Annotated in this window: 16 protein-coding genes; 7 read left to right on the forward strand and 9 right to left on the reverse strand. The window is 47.4% G+C overall.

What is annotated here, in order from left to right:
- Positions 1 to 127: 127 nt before the first annotated feature.
- On the forward strand, positions 128 to 793 hold the full coding sequence (rnt, locus tag R3177_RS03545; protein WP_318969662.1) for a ribonuclease T: 666 nt from the start codon (positions 128 to 130) through the stop codon (positions 791 to 793).
- Between the two features lie 93 nt (positions 794 to 886).
- Here rnt and R3177_RS03550 read toward each other — a convergent pair whose 3' ends face one another.
- The gene (locus tag R3177_RS03550; protein ID WP_318969663.1) at positions 887 to 1237 is read right to left on the reverse strand and encodes a Grx4 family monothiol glutaredoxin; all 351 of its coding nucleotides are present in this window, start codon (positions 1235 to 1237) and stop codon (positions 887 to 889) included.
- Positions 1238 to 1493: 256 nt separating this feature from the next.
- On the opposite strand from R3177_RS03550, the gene sodB reads away from it, so the two are divergent.
- From sodB to R3177_RS03570, 4 genes are all read left to right on the forward strand, one after another.
- A complete protein-coding gene (sodB, locus tag R3177_RS03555; protein ID WP_318969664.1) occupies positions 1494 to 2078 on the forward strand; it encodes a superoxide dismutase [Fe] in 585 nt (194 codons plus the stop codon).
- Between the two features lie 275 nt (positions 2079 to 2353).
- Positions 2354 to 4276, forward strand: a complete 1923-nt coding sequence (locus R3177_RS03560; RefSeq protein ID WP_318969665.1) for a PrkA family serine protein kinase — start codon at positions 2354 to 2356, stop codon at positions 4274 to 4276.
- Positions 4277 to 4289: 13 nt separating this feature from the next.
- Positions 4290 to 5555, forward strand: coding sequence for a YeaH/YhbH family protein (locus R3177_RS03565; protein WP_318969666.1), 1266 nt, complete (start codon positions 4290 to 4292; stop codon positions 5553 to 5555).
- 9 nt (positions 5556 to 5564) lie between these two features.
- Positions 5565 to 7088 (forward strand): SpoVR family protein, encoded by a 1524-nt coding sequence (locus R3177_RS03570; protein WP_318969667.1) that lies wholly within the window; start codon positions 5565 to 5567, stop codon positions 7086 to 7088.
- A gap of 33 nt (positions 7089 to 7121) precedes the next feature.
- Here the strand turns inward: R3177_RS03570 and R3177_RS03575 are convergent, their stop codons facing one another.
- Both R3177_RS03575 and R3177_RS03580 read right to left on the reverse strand, forming a co-directional pair.
- Complete coding sequence (locus R3177_RS03575) at positions 7122 to 8099, reverse strand: diguanylate cyclase (protein ID WP_318969668.1); 978 nt, start codon at positions 8097 to 8099, stop codon at positions 7122 to 7124.
- Between the two features lie 2 nt (positions 8100 to 8101).
- Positions 8102 to 9109: a response regulator gene (locus tag R3177_RS03580; protein ID WP_318969669.1), complete on the reverse strand. Its 1008-nt coding sequence runs from the start codon at positions 9107 to 9109 to the stop codon at positions 8102 to 8104.
- Between the two features lie 130 nt (positions 9110 to 9239).
- Between R3177_RS03580 and tpx the strand changes: the two genes are divergently transcribed.
- Together tpx and R3177_RS03590 are read left to right on the forward strand one after the other, a co-directional pair.
- Positions 9240 to 9860: a thiol peroxidase gene (gene tpx / locus R3177_RS03585; protein ID WP_318969670.1), complete on the forward strand. Its 621-nt coding sequence runs from the start codon at positions 9240 to 9242 to the stop codon at positions 9858 to 9860.
- Between the two features lie 181 nt (positions 9861 to 10041).
- Positions 10042 to 10539: an Hsp20 family protein gene (locus R3177_RS03590; protein ID WP_318969671.1), complete on the forward strand. Its 498-nt coding sequence runs from the start codon at positions 10042 to 10044 to the stop codon at positions 10537 to 10539.
- A gap of 109 nt (positions 10540 to 10648) precedes the next feature.
- Here the strand turns inward: R3177_RS03590 and adk are convergent, their stop codons facing one another.
- The 6 genes from adk to apt all read right to left on the reverse strand — a co-directional run bounded on the left by adk (position 10649) and on the right by apt (position 17314).
- Positions 10649 to 11293 carry an adenylate kinase gene (adk, locus tag R3177_RS03595; protein ID WP_318969672.1) on the reverse strand — a complete coding sequence of 215 codons (645 nt, stop codon included), beginning with the start codon at positions 11291 to 11293 and terminating at the stop codon, positions 10649 to 10651.
- A 297-nt stretch (positions 11294 to 11590) separates the two neighbouring features.
- Positions 11591 to 13516, reverse strand: a complete 1926-nt coding sequence (gene htpG, locus R3177_RS03600) for a molecular chaperone HtpG (RefSeq protein WP_318969673.1) — start codon at positions 13514 to 13516, stop codon at positions 11591 to 11593.
- 119 nt (positions 13517 to 13635) lie between these two features.
- The gene (recR, locus tag R3177_RS03605; RefSeq protein WP_318969674.1) at positions 13636 to 14238 is read right to left on the reverse strand and encodes a recombination mediator RecR; all 603 of its coding nucleotides are present in this window, start codon (positions 14236 to 14238) and stop codon (positions 13636 to 13638) included.
- Between the two features lie 15 nt (positions 14239 to 14253).
- Positions 14254 to 14580, reverse strand: coding sequence for a YbaB/EbfC family nucleoid-associated protein (locus R3177_RS03610; protein WP_318969675.1), 327 nt, complete (start codon positions 14578 to 14580; stop codon positions 14254 to 14256).
- An 85-nt stretch (positions 14581 to 14665) separates the two neighbouring features.
- Entirely contained in the window at positions 14666 to 16720 is a 2055-nt protein-coding gene (gene dnaX, locus R3177_RS03615; protein ID WP_318969676.1) for a DNA polymerase III subunit gamma/tau, read from the reverse strand.
- A gap of 45 nt (positions 16721 to 16765) precedes the next feature.
- The gene (gene apt, locus R3177_RS03620; RefSeq protein WP_318969677.1) at positions 16766 to 17314 is read right to left on the reverse strand and encodes an adenine phosphoribosyltransferase; all 549 of its coding nucleotides are present in this window, start codon (positions 17312 to 17314) and stop codon (positions 16766 to 16768) included.
- Positions 17315 to 17456 lie beyond the last annotated feature (142 nt).

The following is a 17456-nucleotide window of genomic DNA, read 5'->3' on the forward strand; positions in this document are numbered from 1 at the left end:
CTTGCCCGTTTCTGTTGGTTTCAGAACGACAGACTAGCGCAGTTTATTAAGCAAACACTATGCCGAATACAAGACGCTGACTATTTTTTTTGGCATAATGCGCCCTGATTTGTTTAATGGTTGGCTTATGACAGATAAAACCTCCCTGCTTGCCCAACGATTCCGTGGTTACTACCCAGTAGTTATCGACGTCGAAACAGCAGGCTTTAATGCGCAGACAGATGCTTTGCTGGAAATCGCCGTCAATCTGCTGCAAATGGATGAGAATGGTATATTGCTGCCGGGTGAAACACTGCATTTTCATGTAGAGCCCTTTGCCGGGGCGAATCTGGATGCCAGCTCGCTGGCGTTTAACGGTATAGATCCATTTAATCCGCTGCGGGGGGCAGTTTCTGAGCGCGAAGCATTAACAGAGATTTGTAAAGCCGTTCGTAAGGCCCAAAAAGCAGCGGGTTGCCAGCGTACGGTTATTGTCGCGCACAATGCCGCCTTTGATCAGGGATTTGTCAATGCAGCCATTGCCAGAACCAACTACAAGCGCTCGCCTTTTCACGCTTTTGTTTCGTTTGATACCACCAGCCTCTCAGCATTAGCGTTAGGCCAAACGGTACTCGCTAAAGCCTGCCAGCAGGCCGGTATTGCCTTTGATAATAAAGAAGCACACAGCGCGCTATACGACACCGAACGCACTGCGGAGTTATTCTGCTACATTGTCAATAAATGGCAGCAACTCGGCGGCTGGCCATTGGCTGAAGCAGACGACACTAATGATACTGACGTCGCTGCAGAATAGGGTGCTGCAATAATAAAACAGGGAGCAAAGCTCCCTGTTTTATTATCTTTCCAGAACTAGCTGGCGAATCATTACTGATTCAGTTGAACATATTTACTCAGTATCGGCCTGAGCGTCTGATGCTGTGGTTTTTGCCGCAGTCTCTTTAATCAATGGCTGCAGCTCACCGCGCTGAAACATTTCCAGAATAATATCGCAACCGCCTATTAATTCACCCTCAACCCATAATTGCGGAAACGTCGGCCAGTTTGCATATTTAGGCAATTCAGCCCGAATATCCGGGTGCTGTAAAATATCGACAAACGCAAACTGTTCGCCACAAGCAATCAGCGCCTGAGAAGCCTGAGCAGAAAAGCCGCAGCTGGGGAATTTAGGCGAACCTTTCATAAATAACAAAATAGGGTTTTCAGCAATTTGCTGTTTAATTTTATCCAGCGTCTCCATTTTCACCTCGACAGAAACTTAATAATTGGCACTATTTTACGCTTATCTTGCACCGCTGCCACTTGAGTTCACAAAAAAAAACCCAATATCTGCTCCAGTATCAGAATTATTACTTAAAATAATTGCTGGTTTGCTTAACGAACCGGTGAAGCTTGTAACGCGTAAACGCTGACATTGCCCAAAACTTGAGTAATTTAGTCAGGTTTTGTAGTCTACGCGATGCAGACATCTTTAACAACGATAACGGAGCACAACAATGGCCTTTGAATTACCAGCATTACCTTATCCAAAAGACGCATTAGCCCCACATATTTCAGAAGAGACCCTGGAATATCATTACGGTAAGCACCACAATACCTATGTTGAAAAATTAAACGGTCTGGTTAAAGACACGCCTAATGCCAGCAAATCTTTAGAAGAGATTATCCGCAGCTCTGACGGCGGCTTATTTAATAACGCCGCTCAGGTCTGGAATCATACCTTTTACTGGCACTGTTTATCACCCAACGGCGGCGGTGAACCGACTGGCGCATTGGCTGACGCCATTAAAGCCAAATGGGGTTCGTTCGCTGACTTTAAAAAAGCGCTGAACGATAAAGCGGTAAACAACTTTGGTTCAAGCTGGACCTGGTTAGTCAAAAAAGCGGATGGCAGCCTGGATATTGTTAATACCAGCAACGCGGCAACGCCAATTCAGGACAAAACAGTTACCCCTATTCTGACCGTAGATTTATGGGAACATGCTTACTATATTGATTACCGCAATGCCCGTCCTAAATATCTGGATGCATTCTGGGCACTGGTAAACTGGCAGTTTGCTGCTGACAATTTCGCCAAGTAACCGTCACTAAGCATTACACACTTTACTGAAAATACCCGGCAACTGCCGGGTATTTTTTTATCTTTATTCTGCTTAATTCCTGCTTAGTCAACTTAACAACTTTTCTTATCCTGGCACTAAACCCGGCACGGATGCGTTACGTATCGCTCAAAACGTAATCAAAAATATATGATTATTTTCGGTGAATTAGGCAGGCGAAGATGATTTTTACTGTCTAACCTTAAAAGCGACAGCAGCGAAATCAGGTTTTCCACGAGCAATGGCTGGAGGTGCAGATGAGCATTTTTGAGCACTACAAATCACGGTATGAAGCCACCCGAGAAGAAGAGTTCAGTATTCAGGAGTATCTGGCACTTTGTAAAGAGGATAAAAGTTGTTACGCCAGCGCGGCCGAGCGATTGTTAATAGCTATTGGCGAACCGGAACTGATAGACACCGCGCAGGATCCTCATCTAAGCCGCTTATTCTCCAATCGGGTAATTGCCCGTTATCCGGCATTTTCTGAGTTTTTCGGTATGGAAGATGCGATAGAGCAGATCGTCTCCTACTTAAAACATTCAGCTCAGGGTTTGGAGGAACGCAAACAAATTTTATACCTATTAGGTCCGGTGGGTGGTGGTAAATCGTCACTGGCTGAGAAACTCAAGCATCTGATGCAACAGGTTCCCATTTATTATTTAAAGGGATCACCAGTCTATGACCAGCCGCTGTCACTGTTCGACGCCAATGAAGATGGCCGCTTGCTGCAGCAGGAATATGGCATTCCGCCCCGTTACCTTCGTAATATTCTGTCACCTTGGGCAACCAAGCGATTGCACGAATTTAATGGTGACATCAGTCAATTCAGAGTGGTTAAAAAGTATCCCTCCATTCTTGACCAGATTGCCATCGCCAAAACTGAGCCGGGAGATGAGAATAATCAGGATATTGCAGCATTAGTAGGCAAAGTCGATATTCGTAAATTAGAGCATTTTGCTCAGAATGATCCTGATGCGTACAGTTATTCAGGTGCTTTATGCCGCGCGAACCAGGGCCTGATGGAGTTTGTCGAAATGTTTAAAGCACCGATAAAGGTGCTGCACCCTCTGCTGACCGCCACTCAGGAGGGCAACTATAACGGCACTGAAGGTCTGGCTGCTCTGCCGTTTGACGGTATTATTCTGGCCCACAGTAATGAATCAGAGTGGCAGACGTTCCGTAACAACAAAAATAATGAAGCCTTTCTGGATCGGGTATACATCGTAAAAGTACCCTATTGTCTGCGAATAAGTGAAGAGAAAAAAATCTACCAGAAATTACTGGAACATAGTGAGTTAAGTGCGGCGCCTTGTGCACCCGGCACGCTCAGCTCGCTGGCTCAGTTCGCCGTATTATCCAGACTGAAGCAACCTGAAAATTCCAGTATTTATTCCAAAATGCGGGTCTATGATGGAGAGAGCCTGAAAGATACTGATCCCAAAGCTAAATCTTATCAGGAGTATCGTGATTATGCCGGTGTCGATGAAGGTATGACCGGTTTATCTACCCGGTTTGCTTTTAAAATATTATCGCGGGTGTTTAATTTTGACAGTACTGAGGTGGCGGCAAACCCGGTACATTTATTTTATGTGCTGGAGCAGCAAATTGAGCGTGAACAGTTCCCGACTGACGTGGCAGAGCGTTATCTGGAGCATCTAAAAGGCTACCTTATTCCGAAATATATCGAATTTATTGGCAAGGAAATACAAACTGCCTACCTGGAATCATACTCAGAATATGGCCAGAATATTTTTGACCGCTATGTTATCTATGCTGATTTCTGGATCCAGGACCAGGAGTACCGGGATCCGGAAACCGGCCAGTTGTTTGACCGGGCTGCCCTTAATGCTGAGCTTGAAAAAATTGAGAAACCGGCAGGGATCAGCAACCCTAAAGATTTCCGCAATGAAATTGTTAACTTTGTGCTCAGGGCCAAGGCCAAAAATAATGGTAAAAACCCACTGTGGACCAGCTACGAAAAACTGCGCACGGTAATTGAAAAGAAAATGTTCTCCAGCACGGAAGAGCTGCTACCCGTCATTTCTTTCAATGCCAAAACATCAACTGAAGATCAGAAAAAACATGATGACTTCGTCAACCGGATGATGGAGAAAGGCTACACCCGTAAGCAAGTCAGGCTGCTGTCGGAGTGGTATTTGCGGGTTCGCAAATCACAATAAAGCCGGAGGTAGTATGGCGCACTTTATTGACCGTCGACTTAATGGCAAAAACAAAAGCGCTGTTAACCGGCAGCGTTTTATCCGTCGCTACAAACAGCAAATAAAGAAAGCCGTCGCTGAAGCTATCAGTGAACGCAGTGTCACTGATATCAGTAGCGGCGAGAGCGTAACCATACCCAGCAAAGATATTACCGAGCCCTTCTTTCACCAGGGAAAAGGCGGCCGCCGGCAAATTATTCATCCTGGCAATGATCAGTTCAGTGAAGGTGATCGCATTCCAAGGCCACAAGGTGGCTCAGCAGCCAGTGGCAAGGGAGATGCCAGTGCAGATGGCGAAGGCAGTGATGATTTTGTGTTTTCAATTTCCAAAGATGAATATCTGGACTTACTGTTTGAGGATTTAGCGCTACCCAATCTTAAGAAAAACCAACTGGATAAGTTAGTTCAGTATAAGAGTGTCAGAGCTGGTTTCCGGGCTGAGGGTGTTCCGAGCAATATAGACATTGTCCGTTCGCTTCGTGGCTCTCTGGCCAGACGTGTTGCCATGACAGCGGGCAAAAAAGCTGCACTGGCTGAGCTTGAGCAGCAGCTGCAACGCCTGGACCTTGAACCGGTACCGGATCAGCAACTGCGGTTGGTACTGCTGGAACAAATTGCCAAACTGAATGCCAGCATTGCGGCAGTCCCTTTTATTGATAGCTTCGATTTACGTTTTAGAAATTATCAGAAAAAACCTGAGCCCACCAGCAAAGCAGTTATGTTCTGTCTGATGGATGTGTCCGGCTCAATGGACCAGGCGACCAAGGATATGGCCAAACGCTTTTATATCTTGTTGTATTTATTTCTAAGCCGCAGCTATAAAAATGTCGAAGTAGTGTATATCCGCCATCATACCCAGGCAAAAGAAGTCGATGAACAGGAGTTCTTTTATTCTCAGGAAACGGGCGGCACTATCGTGTCGTCAGCATTGAAACTGATGCATGAAATAATAACGGAGCGGTTCGACCCGACTCAGTGGAATATATATGCTGCCCAAGCCTCAGATGGCGATAACTGGACAGATGACAGCGCGCCCTGTGCCGCCCTGCTCGCCAATAAATTGCTACCGCTGGTTCGGTATTATGCTTACATAGAAATTACACCCCGGGCGCATCAGAGTCTTTGGCATGAATATGAGAAATTGCTGGCTCAACATGACAATTTAGCGATAGCACACATTCGCGAGCTGGCTGATATTTATCCGGTATTTCGCCAGCTTTTCAAAACGCAGGCGGCCTGAGGAGGTAAAATGGTGACAGCAAAAGCTCAGCGCCAGTGTCTGGCGGACGGTCCGGACTGGACCTTCGATTTATTAGAGGAGTACCATCAGGAAATTGCCCGGGTAGCCGCCTTTTATCAGCTTGATACTTACCCGAATCAAATCGAAGTGATTACCGCAGAGCAAATGATGGATGCCTATTCGAGTGTGGGCATGCCGCTTGGGTATCATCACTGGTCATACGGCAAAAAGTTTATTCAGACCGAACAGAATTATAAACGCGGTTACATGGGGCTGGCATATGAAATTGTTATCAACTCTAATCCCTGCATTGCCTATCTGATGGAAGAAAATACCATCACCATGCAGGCGCTGGTGATGGCGCACGCCAGTTATGGTCACAATTCATTTTTTAAGAATAATTACTTATTTAAAACCTGGACCGATGCCGGTTCCATCATTGATTATCTGGTTTTCGCTAAAAATTATATTAGTCAATGTGAGGAAAAATACGGCATAACTGAAGTTGAAGATATGCTGGATTCCTGCCATGCCCTGATGAACTACGGTGTTGACCGCTATAAACGGCCGCAGAAAATATCACTGGATATTGAGCAAAAACGCCAGGAAGAACGCGAGGCCTATCTGCAAAGCCAGGTTAATGACTTATGGCGAACTATACCATCAAAAGCGCCGACAGCAGAGCAGTGCATAACCCGGTTCCCGGCCGAACCACAAGAAAATTTACTATATTTTATTGAAAAAAACGCGCCATTGTTAAAGCCGTGGCAACGTGAAATTGTCAGGATAGTACGCAAAATTTCTCAGTACTTTTATCCTCAAAAACAAACACAGGTAATGAATGAAGGTTGGGCCACATTCTGGCACTACACCATTTTGCAGCATTTGTATGATGAAGGCAAAGTCAGCGACCGTTTTATGCTGGAAGTGCTGCACAGCCACACTAACGTCGTTGCACAACCTGATTATAACAGCAAGTATTACGGTGGCATTAACCCTTACGCCCTCGGCTTTGCGATGTTTACAGATATTCGCCGGATTTGTCAGCACCCCACTGCCGAAGATAAAGAATGGTTTCCTGATATTGCTGGCAGCGACTGGCTGCAAACATTACATTTTGCCATGCAGAATTTTAAAGATGAAAGTTTTATCAGTCAGTATTTATCGCCGAAAGTCATCCGTGATTTCCATTTGTTCGCCATCATCGACGATGATGAAGCAAACAGCCTGGAAGTCAGCGCTATTCATAATGCAGAAGGCTATCAACGGATCCGGCAAATGCTGTCAGCCCAGTACAACTTAAGCCAGATTGAACCGAATATTCAGGTTTACAATGTCAATATTAATACTGACCGGGCGCTCACGCTGCGTTATATCCCGCAACAACGGGTGCCGTTAGCTAATAATACCCCTGAGGTGCTTAAGCATTTGCATCGGTTGTGGGGATTTGAAGTCATTCTGGAGCAATGTAATCAGAACGGCAGCATCGAATTGCTGGCACGCTGTCCCGACCCGGTGACCCGAACCACCTGAAGCCTGAATGTCAGGTTATCAAAGGCCGGTGTGTTATGGTTCTTCAGAACGGTAACAACTGACTTTATTCCGGCCATCCACTTTAGACTGATATAACGCCTTGTCAGCGGCTTCAATCCAGTGACGATGCTCCTGCATACTGATGTCGCGCTCGGCCAGTCCCAGACTCATCGTGACATTCAACTCGGTTTTATTAAATTGAATGGTCAGCGCGGCGACCTGTTGCCGGATCCGCTCGGCCAGACAAACCGCCTGCTGCATTGTTGTGTCAACCAGCAGTATCGCAAATTCTTCGCCGCCATAACGTCCGGCCAGATCAGTCGTGCGGGTATTGGCTTTAATGACATCAGCAACCTTGCGGATCACTTCATCCCCTGCCGCATGGCCATAGGTATCATTTACCCGTTTAAAATGGTCAATATCGCACATTAACAACGTACTGTGGTGCTGACTGTATCGCTGCAGCCGGTGAAATTCCTGGATCAGGGCATCTTCCCAGTGACCACGGGTACTTAACTGCGTTAAGAAGTCTGTTTTGGATAATTGTTGCAAGCGGCCATTCATTGACTCAAGCTCGGTACGACTGACCGCAGCATCAGTAACGTCGTAAATGATAATACACAAATGAGTCACCTGGCCACGAGTATCAGTTAACGGAAAAATAGTGCTGTTCTGGTACATATACTCGGCACTGCCAGTGATCGGCCGGTAATTTTTGAACTTAAAAATATAGGGTCTTTGTTCCCAGATGGTAAAAGCCCGATTTTTCAGCAAAATGACCGGATCACATTTACGGCGCAACCATTCTTCATCAATTTCTGGAAATAAATCGAATAAATAGCGATCTCTGACATGACGGGGCGTCAGGCCGCTGTGGCTTTGCATAAAACCGTTCCAGACCTGAATACGATAATCGCTGTTTAAAACGACTAAGCCGACATCGACGGTCTGAAACATGTCCATTAACCAATGAACTTCAGAAACATCGAATTCGGCGTTGGTTAAACTCATCGTTATTCTTCCAGTAAAAAAGCAACTTTCTGCTTTAAAGTCTTAACACTATCTTCGGTAAATAACAGCAGCAAGTCACAATTAATATTGTAATTCTCAATACCGTAGCTCAACTCAATTGCCAGCGTTTTACGCCAGCGCCTGGCGTTAGCTTTAATTAATTCACTTACCGGCGCGTGTTGGCCAAGCACAACCGGGTGCCCCTGGCTAAAACTCATATCTAACTGCTCAGCAATCCCTTTTAACACCGAGCCAATCAAGATATTGGCCACATCCATCAGCAATTCAAGTTCGGTTGACGGTGTCAGTTCACCCAGAAAGTTGAGCAGGTTGGCAATATCTTTAAAACTTGAATCGGTGAGGATTAACAGTGCTTCGCCCGCCACGCCGCCGCCAATAAAGCCCTGGCACACAGCAGAGGTAGACGAATGTTGTTCCACTGATGCCAGAGCCATATGCAGTTCACTGACCTCAATGACATTAACATTAGGTATTGGCAGTTTGACAAAGACATTCAATAAACGGGCAAGCAGGTCGCCGGCCTGCCCCATCGCAACATTGGTAATTTCCTGGAACACATCACGCATCTCTGCACTAAGTTCAGTATCAGGGCTCCGTTTGCTTTTAGCAGGGGGTATTAGCGGCTGACGCAAGCTGACACTTTTTAATATCGTCTGCAGTTTCGTCGCATCAACTGGTTTACGAATGAAATCAAGCGCGCCAAGTGCCATTACCCGCTGATAAGCCTCAGGCTGCACATCGCCTGACACGACCACCACATTGACACTGAGCTGGCGTTTCTGCAGCTCAGCTAACACCTGATACCCGTCCATAATCGGCATATTCAAGTCAAGAAACAGCCAGTCAATCGACTCTTTCTCCAGCGTAGCTAAGGCATCGGCACCATGACCGGCGAAATAAACACTGTCCTGCCAGTCCTGTGGTAAAATCCTGGCAAGTTGCTTGCGTGCCAGATTCGAGTCATCACATATCAGTACTGCGGTGGTCATTGGGCACTCACTTTAATACTTCGTCAGCTTATAATAGACGCAAAACTGCTTTTGATAACAGCCGTAGCCGCAAATAAATTGCGTTATCAATGCAAATACTATTAATTTCCAGCTAATTAGGACATTCATTATGTTAACTCAGTTTAGAAAACCTGTATTACTGAACACCCTTTTGTGCGTCACCTTTTTTAGTCTATCAGCATCTGCCATTGATCTCACTGCTGATTTAGCCAGCAGGGTAAGTGACGTCAAAGCAGGCAATCAGCAAGTCGTGTTATTAGGAAAGGAGCTGAAAACAGGTCAGCCGGCACCGGCGTTCAAGGTGGTCGATAATAACTTTAAAACAGTTCAACTAAGCGATTTCAAGGGTAAAACTTTGCTGATCAGTGTAGTACCCAGTATTGATACGGGCATCTGTTCGCTGCAAACAAAACGCTTCAACAGCGAAGTAGCCAACATGCCAGATGACGTGGTATTACTAACTATCAGCACCGATTTACCCTTTGCCCAGAAACGCTATTGCCAGCAGGAACAGGTCGCCGATATGGCCGTATTGTCTGACGCAGTATGGCGTGACTTTGGCAGTAACTATGGCTTGCTGATCAAAGACATGGGCTTGCTGACCCGGGCCATTTTGCTGATTGACAGCACAGGAAAATTACGTTACCAGCAGTTGGTACCTGAGCTGGCGCAGGAACCCGATTATGATGCTGCCCTGGCAGCCTTAGCAGCGCTTCAGAAAAAATCATAATCGCTGTAAAAAAATTTCTGTGTCCTCTCTTGAAAAATCGTTAAGCAACCCTATTTATTGAGCAGGTGGCCTGCTAAGGCACCTGCTGCAGTAAGTTGGCAGTAACGCTGCTGATGCGCTGTTTACCCGTTCATTTGAAGGGTATGTATAAACCATTTTGCTATCTATAGAGGATTTGGCTATGAACAACTTAGATTTTACTCCGTTTTACCGTTCTTTTATTGGTTTTGACCATCTGGCAAACCTGATGAACGCCGCTGCGCGTAACGAGAAACAACCCGCATATCCGCCTTACAACATTGAAGTTACCGGTGAAGATAGTTACTGCATTACTATGGCCGTTGCCGGCTTTACTGAGCAGGAATTATCAATCGAAACTGAAAACAACACCTTGGTAGTACAAGGTCAGAAGGACAGTAAGGATAGTGGGCGTCATTTTGTCCATCAGGGCATTGCTGAGCGCAATTTTGAGCGTAAATTTCAGTTGTCAGATTACGTCAAAGTTACCGGCGCTTCGCTGGAGAATGGCTTACTGCATATTGCACTGGTTCGCGAAGTACCAGAGGCGTTAAAACCGAGAAAAATTGCAATTGGCAATATTAAGCAGCCGCAACTGGTTACTGAAGACAAAGCAACGGCTGAGGACAGCCGCAAAGTAAAAACTGCGGTTAACAGCTAAGCTGCGCAACGGCAGATTAATCAGCTGACTGCAGCTGGTATTAACAGAAAAAGCCCTCAATTGAGGGCTTTTTTGTGGCCGGTTTGACTGCCGGCAACGATAGTCAGCCTTAATCTAACAGTTTAACCAGCGTGGCGCTGATTTCATCAACAGGTTTAGTGCCATCTACATAATGGTACTGGGTTTCGCCTGCCGCTGCAGCATGCCGGTAATATCCTACCAGTAGCTCAGTTTGTTCATGATAAATCGCCAGCCGCTTGCGAACTGTCGCCTCTTCATCATCCGGCCGGACAACCAGATCTTCACCGGTTTCATCATCTTTGCCAGCTACTTTAGGCGGATTATATTTAACATGATAAACACGACCAGAGGCCGGATGCACCCGACGCCCGCTCATCCGTTCAACAATCACATCATCGGGAACATCAAATTCAATAACATGATCAACAATAACGCCGTTATCTCTCATCGCATCGGCTTGCGGTATTGTGCGCGGAAAACCATCCAGTAAAAAGCCGTTCCGGCAGTCTTCTTTGGCTATCCGTTCTTTTACCAGACCAATGATGATGTCGTCTGATACCAGCTGTCCCGCATCCATTACCTCTTTAGCAGCCAGTCCCAGTTCAGAGCCTTCTTTAATTGCTGAACGCAACATATCGCCGGTTGAGATTTGCGGGATCCCATATTTATTCATCAAAAACTGAGCCTGGGTGCCTTTTCCGGCGCCCGGAGCCCCCAACAAAATGATACGCATAGCAACACCCTCGTGTTCTGGGATTATTCAAATATTAATAAAAACGAATCTTTACACAATGCGCTGGCTGAGACAAGAATTTTGTCCACTGGTGCTACCTGAAGTCGCGTATTTACTAGCCTTTAGTCGATACCCTGTATACCAGCGGGCTCTAACCCTGTTTACGCGCTTAACAGGCAGAAAGTAAGGCTTTTCTGTCTGATTTAACAGCCTGTCCTGACTAAAGTCGGGGGGCCGGAAACGAAAAAGCCCGCAAGATATATCAATACCAAGCGGGCTTTGATCCAGCTCAATCTGTTACTTTGCCAGAGACAACAAGAGTTTGTTTAAGCGTGTAACATAACTCGCCGGGTTTTTCAGACTGCCCCGCTCTGCCAGTAACGCCTGTTCAAATAAAACCTGAGCCCATTCGTTGAAACGCTCATCGTCTGTTTCATCAGCGATGTGTTTTACCAGCTGATGCTCCGGGTTAAGCTCAAATATGGGTTTAACATCCGGCACCTTCTGACCTACAGACTCCATCAGCTTCATCATCTGGGTGCTCATATCGTGCTCGTCGGTCACGACACAGGCCGGGCTGTCGGTCAACCGGTGGCTGACCTTCACTTCCTTAACGTCGTCACCCAGCGCTGCCTTGAAACGTTCCAGTACACTGGCAAAGGCTTCTGCAGTTTCCTGCTGGGCTTTTTTGGTTTCTTCATCGTCCAGTTTTGATAAGTCCAGGCCACCTTTTGCCACTGAACGCAATTTTTTGTCGCTGTACTCAGGCAAGTGCTGAATCAACCACTCATCAATCCGATCAGACAGTAACAGGACTTCGATCCCTTTCTTGCGGAAAACTTCCAGATGCGGACTATGTTTGGCCGCCTGATAGCTGTCGGCAACCACATAATAAATTTCGTCCTGACCTTCTTTCATCCGGCCAATATAGTCTGCGAGTGACACATTCTGGGTTGCATCATCGTTGTGAGTTGATGCAAAACGAAGTAAGCCAGCGATCTGCTCTTTGTTGGCAAAATCCTCCGCCGGGCCTTCTTTCAGAACCTGACCAAATTCATTCCAGAAAACCTGATATTGCTCAGGGTCTTTCGCCAATTTATCCAGCATTTTTAAGGTACGGCTGGTACAGCCTTTACGCAGGCTCTGAGTAACTTTGGTATCCTGTAGAATTTCCCGCGAGACATTCAATGGCAAGTCACTGGAATCCAATACGCCTTTAACAAACCGCAGGTAGCTTGGCATGAATTGCTCGGCATCATCCATAATAAATACCCGCTGCACATACAGTTTTAAACCGTGTTTTGCCTCGCGGTTCCACATATCGAACGGTGCCTTTTTAGGCACGTACAATAAGCTGGTGTAATTACTGGTTCCTTCAACCTTGTTATGACTCCAGCTTAACGGCTCGCTCCAGTCATGGGAAATATGTTTATAAAATTCCTGATATTCCTGATCGCTGATCTCAGACTTATCGCGGGTCCACAATGCAGTTGCTTTATTCACCGCCTGCCAACTGCCTTCAGTCGCAGGAATTTTTTCACCGTCTTCTTCGCGCTCAGGCGAGCCTTCCTGCCACATTTCTACCGGAATACTGATATGGTCGGAGTATTTGGTAATAATATTTTCTACTTTCCAGCGGTTTAGGAATTCATATTCGCCTTCCCGCAAATGCAGAATAATATCGGTACCGCGGCTCGCTTTATCAATCGGTGCCAGCGTATAGTCGCCTTCACCTGCTGACTCCCACTCCACAGCCTGGTCTGTGCCCGCTTTGCGGGTACGCACGGTGACTTTGTCGGCAACAATAAAAGCAGAATAGAAGCCAACCCCGAACTGGCCGATTAATTTGGAGTCTTTGCTTTGATCGCCGGATAACTGTGAGAAAAACTCTTTAGTACCCGATTTCGCAATTGTTCCCAGATGAGAAATTACTTCCTGCTCCGTCATACCGATGCCATTATCACTGACGGTCAGTGTCCGGTTAGCTTCATCCAGACTTATCCGAACTCTTAACTCACCGTCTTCACCATACAGGCTGGGATCGGAGAGCGCCAGAAAACGTAACTTATCGGCAGCATCCGAAGCATTAGAGACTAATTCCCGCAGAAATATTTCTTTATTGGAATACAGTGAATGGATCATCAGGTTAAGCAGTTGTTTTACTTCTGCCTGAAAGCCATGAGTCTGCTTCTGTCCAGAGTTAGTAGCAGTATTATCACTCATCATCGGGTCCTCGAACGTAGTATTTACAGGATTAATAAGACGCGACTGCGCCCGTCAGTTGGCTGTTATATGGGGCAGCTAATTGCGCAATTCAAGTAAAAAAACGAATGAAGGCGATATCAGAAGGTTTTACGACCACTGAACGCGTGAGATAAGGTGGTGCCGTCGATATACTCCAGCTCCCCTCCTACCGGGACCCCCTGTGCCAGACGGGTCACCGGGATCTGATATTTGTGACAAAGCTCTGCCAGATAAAATGCAGTGGCATCGCCCTCGACAGTCGGGTTAGTAGCCAGAATCACTTCGCTGATATGGCCTTTGGCCAGCTGCTTGTCCAGTTTATCCAGCCCAAGTTCAGCCGGGCCAATCCCATCAAGCGGCGAAATATAACCCATTAATACAAAATACAAGCCGTTAAACTGCCCGGTATGTTCGATGGCCAGTTGATCAGATGCCGAACCAACCACACACAGTGTGCCCGCCTGTTGCCGCTGCGGATCGGCACATAAGGCGCAGATGTCAGTTTCGCAAAAGGTACGACAACACTGGCAGTGCCCGACCCGGGCCATGGCTTTAGTTAATGCCGCCCCCAGCCGTTCACCGCCTTCGCGGTTACGCTCCAGCAACTGAAATGCCATACGCTGGGCCGATTTCGGCCCGACGCCCGGCAGCACGCGCAGCGCTTCGATCAGTTGCTGAACCAGAGGGGCAAGTTTAGTCATCGGCAATTACCTGTCTTAAAATGGTAATTTCATACCAGGTGGTAACTGCATTCCGCCGGTAACTTTGGCCATTTGTTCTTTATTATTATCTTCAACCCGCCGTACGGCGTCGTTCAGAGCCGCTGCAACCAGATCTTCCAGCATGTCCTTGTCATCTGCCAGTAAGCTGTCATCTATCTCCACGCGCCGCACATTATGGCTGCCAGTCATGGTAATTTTTACCAGACCCGCTCCTGCTTCCCCGGTTACTTCCATATTCGCAATTTCGGCCTGCACCTTTTGCATCTTTTCCTGCATGGCTTGCGCCTGCTTCATAATATTGCCCATTCCGCCTTTAAACATAGCTTCATCTCTTTGTTAAAATTGCTGGCGCCAAGATAATCAGTTGCGCCATAAATTACAAGTTAAGCCCACAGCTAGCTTCAGGCTAGTTTACCTGCAGGGTGTCCATTAATAAACTGGCATCAAACTGCTGCAGCAGTTGCTGTACCTTCGGATCATCCTGCATCAGCCGGCAGACATAGCTTTTACGTTCCTGTTCAATCTGCTGCTGAATAGCCAGCGGTGATTGCGCTACCTCATCGCTGTAGCTGATATCGATTTGCAGTGGCTGACCCAGTGCCTCTGACAACAAGCTTACCAGCTGGCTGCGAAAATCAGCGTTATCCAGATGCTGCTGGCTTTGCTTAACCAACAGCGTGAGTTGCTGTTGTTGCAGCTGCATGGCGCTGTTTAGCAGGAACAGCCGCATCAGTCCTCCTACCGGCATTTTTTCAATCAGTGCCGCCCAGCTATCCACCTCTGCAGCAAAGCGGATGGAAAAGTTCTGTTCATTAATTTCGCCACAGAACACGTTAGCGGCTTCAGCGGGCGGCTGACTTTGCTGCCATAACGAATCCAGCAGCGCCTGGTTAGCGGGGTCTTCGGGGTAAAGCTGCTCAGGCTCAGGTTCCGCATCATCAGGATAGTCAGGCGTTGACCGCTCAAAACCGTCAGGCTGCGGCGAAGCAGTCGCAGCGCCACTATCGGTTCGCCCCGGGCTCTGCTGATGGGGTTGTGTTGTTGCAACCGGGCCAGCGACCGCTGAGGCGGGCGGCCGGTGCTCAGACTTTTTTGGCGGAATAACTCCACTGTCCGCTGTCAGGCCCCGGCGTTTGATAATACTGGCAGTCAGCGGATCAATCGTGGCTGCCGGCGCTGAGGCTTGCTGTCTCAAGCTGTCATTAGCTTCGGCTGCCGGTGCACTCTCTGACTGCCCGGCCTGCTCTGGTGGCCGGGCTGCAACTGGCCGGGCTGCAACTGACCGGGCCACCGGCTTTTCGGGCGCAGATACCAACTCCGGTGGTTTTACACCAGCAGCACGACCTGGTGGTACTGCTGCGGCCGCTTGCTCACCACCTGTCAGTGGTACAAAGGCTAATGCCCGCAATAACGCCATTTCCAGCCCGGTCCGTTCATCAGGTGCATAACTGAGTTCCCGTTTACCACTGATTAATAGCTGATAGTACAGTTGTAACGCTTCCGGACTCTGGCTGTTGGCTATCTCAGTGACAAAGCCTGGCTGCTCTGACAGTTTTGCAGCAGCAGGTTCCAACTGAGTTAAAGCCGCCTGATGGATCAGGCTCAGCATATCATCCAACACTCTGCTGTAATCGCTGTGCTGGCTGATTAACGCCTTAAGCTCGTCCTGCATAGCCTGGTAATCCTGATTCAGGATCGCACCCAGAATTGCGCTGGCAAACTGCTGATCTAAAAAGCCGAGCATGGCTCTGACCGCAGGTAATGTCAGCTGGCTGTTGCTCTGGGCGATTGCCTGATCGGTTAAGCTTAAAGAGTCACGCAAGCTGCCATTAGCAGCTTTGGCAATTAGAACAAGCGCTGCCGGCTCATAATAAATTTGCTCTTCAGTTAGCACATGCGCCAGATGAGCTGAAATCTGCTCCTGACTCAGTGCTTTTAAACTGAATTGCAAACAGCGTGACAACACTGTAACCGGTAGCTTCTGCGGATCGGTGGTTGCCAGCAGGAACTTGACATGAGGTGGCGGCTCTTCCAGCGTTTTCAGTAACGCATTAAAGCTATGGCGGGACAACATATGCACTTCGTCAATCAGGTACACTTTAAAGCGACCGCGGCTTGGCGCATATTGCACGTTATCTAATAAATCACGGGTGTCTTCAACCTTTGTCCGTGATGCTGCATCAATTTCCAGCAGGTCAACAAAGTTACCGGCATCAATCTCCTGACAGGCACTGCAAGCGCCGCAAGGCGTCGCGCTAATTCCGGTTTCGCAATTCAAGCTTTTAGCAAATATCCGGGCAATAGTGGTTTTACCTACGCCGCGGGTGCCGGTAAACAAGTAAGCATGATGCAACCGGCTGTTGTTAAGCGCATTACTAAGCGCTGTTTTTACATGGTCCTGCCCCACCAGCTGATCAAACTGTTTTGGCCGCCATTTTCTTGCTAGTACCTGATAACTCATGCCACAGCCTGATAAGAAAAGAAAGGTGCTGCTATCAGCCTAAACTTATTCGCCGCTATACTCAACCAGACTAAGGATATTTAAACCCAATGCTTCTAAGCGACTCACGCCGCCAATCTCAGGCAAAGCAATAACGAAGGCAGCATGGTCGACATTACCGCCGAGGCGCCGCACTAACTTTACCGTCGCATCAATGGTGCCGCCGGTTGCCAGTAAATCATCAACCAACAGGACATTATCGCCTGCAGCGATCGCGTCAGCATGTAACTCAAGTGCGTCTTCACCATATTCCAGGGTATAGCTTTGCGAAATACGCTCCCGCGGCAGTTTCCCCGGTTTACGTACCGGTACAAACGGAATGCCAAGTGCATAAGATAAGGGCGCACCAAAAATAAAGCCACGCGATTCGGTGCCAATAATTTTCTCAATACCTTTATCAGCATAATAGGCGGCAAACGCATCAATCACTTTCTTAAACGCCGGGCCGTCCTGCATCAGGCTGGTGACATCACGAAAAATAATACCCGGTTTTGGGTAGTCAGGCACGGTTTTAATAACCTGTTTAAGTTCGGTGGCGAGTTGTTGCAAATTCATGGCTATACCTATTTAAGCTGGCGACATTTAATCAGAATAGAAGTTGCACCCAGCGCACAATGGGCGCCAGACAAAGCAAAGCAACAAAAACGGCCACTAAAGCCAGAAACTGCCAAAAATTAAATGAATCTTTAAAATTTTC

The organism is Arsukibacterium sp. (assembly GCF_033722355.1).
In the GTDB taxonomy this organism is placed as follows: domain Bacteria; phylum Pseudomonadota; class Gammaproteobacteria; order Enterobacterales; family Alteromonadaceae; genus Alishewanella.